The organism is Streptomyces sp. NRRL B-24572 (genome assembly GCF_002156145.1).
Lineage (GTDB): Bacteria > Actinomycetota > Actinomycetes > Streptomycetales > Streptomycetaceae > Streptomyces > Streptomyces vietnamensis.
In genome coordinates this window covers 1-1,112 of sequence record NZ_MWIG01000543.1, presented here as the reverse complement: position 1 = coordinate 1,112, position 1,112 = coordinate 1, and the positions used below count along the sequence as shown (strand labels likewise).

The 1,112-nt window shown below is 68.6% G+C and carries 2 protein-coding genes and 1 pseudogene; 2 read left to right on the top strand and 1 reads right to left on the bottom strand.

Going from position 1 to position 1,112, the window contains the following annotated elements; genetic code table 11:
* Window positions 1-100, top strand: a pseudogene (locus tag CCN56_RS45025) (VOC family protein); the annotation flags it as partial.
* A 66-nt stretch (window positions 101-166) separates the two neighbouring features.
* Here CCN56_RS45025 and CCN56_RS29305 read toward each other — a convergent pair.
* Entirely contained in the window at window positions 167-442 is a 276-nt protein-coding gene (locus CCN56_RS29305; RefSeq protein WP_086830978.1) for a hypothetical protein, read from the bottom strand.
* A 178-nt stretch (window positions 443-620) separates the two neighbouring features.
* Between CCN56_RS29305 and CCN56_RS29300 the strand changes: the two genes are divergently transcribed.
* A complete protein-coding gene (locus tag CCN56_RS29300; RefSeq protein WP_086830977.1) occupies window positions 621-1,049 on the top strand; it encodes a hypothetical protein in 429 nt (142 codons plus the stop codon).
* The last annotated feature ends 63 nt before the right edge of the window (window positions 1,050-1,112 follow it).

Genomic DNA, 1,112 nt, shown 5'->3' with positions numbered 1-1,112 from the left:
GATCAACCACAACGACGGTGGCCGCGGCGTGTACTTCATGGACCCGGCGGGCCACGCCATGGAACTCATCACCGTGCCGTACGGCGGCTGGGCCTCGTAACCGCGGGCACCGAGGGCCGCAGCCCCTGGCGCGGGGTGCGGCCCTCGACCCCGGTGGGTGGTGCTCTCAGTCGAGAGCGAGGTACTCCGCCGGCGGATCGACCAGCTCGGGCCGTTCGACCGGGTACCGGTCGCCGTGGATCGCCAGCATGGCCCAGTGCCACGCCTCGTCGTGGAAGACGAGACCGCGGTACGGCGCGTCGCCGGGCTCGTAGGGATACCAGTCCAGGGCCGCTGCCCGGGCTTCCGAGGGCGACAGGCCGCCGTGATGCCGCATCGTCCACGCGTAGCGGCGCCGCTCGCCCCGCAGGCACTCCGTGTACTCGGCCTCGCTCCAGGTCATGCCCGTACCGCCTCGCGCCTCGTGGACCAGGGCCACCGACTAGAACTTGAACGTGTTCAAACAGTGTGCCAGGGTACGGCATGCGTTCGCGAGCCCACCGGCCGCATGCGCGGCCCGCGGAACCCGTGAGGGGTGGAGTGTCTTGCGTTCCTGCCGTACTGCGCTGGTCTTGTCTGCCATGGCCCTCGCACTGACGGCCTGCGGCAGGCTCACCGTCATGCCGCCGCCCGAAGGCGAACCGGTCATTCTGAAGCCCGCCGATTTTCTGACCACGTGGACCGACGCCGACGGCGGCACCATCACGCTGAAGAAGGACGGGACGTTCGTCGCCGACAAGATCTGCGTCGGCCACCGCTGGGACGAGGGTTTGGCCTGGTCCGGAACAGGCACCTGGAAGCAAGGCTCCAACAAGGAGGAAAGCTTCCTCCATGTGACCTTCGACGAACCTCACCCCGTGGGTGTCGACCCCGCTGACCCAGATGAGTTCGTGCGGGAGACCGACGGCTACACGGCCTTGAAGGACGGCAGGATCCTGAAGCTCTGGACCGCTGTCGGCGATCCGGACAACGATTGTCCGAACTGCGTCCTGACCAGCCCGGCGAGTTGAACCGGCAGCGCCGCCGGCCGGCTCGGTCCGCGATGGACGGACGGTCCGCGATGGACGGACGGT

What these genes read in the sequence shown, in the direction of transcription:
- CCN56_RS29305 (WP_086830978.1), bottom strand. Translation starts at nt 442, where the DNA reads ATGACCTGGAGCGAGGCCGAGTACACGGAGTGCCTGCGGGGCGAGCGG.
- CCN56_RS29300 (WP_086830977.1), top strand. Translation starts at nt 621, where the DNA reads ATGGCCCTCGCACTGACGGCCTGCGGCAGGCTCACCGTCATGCCGCCG.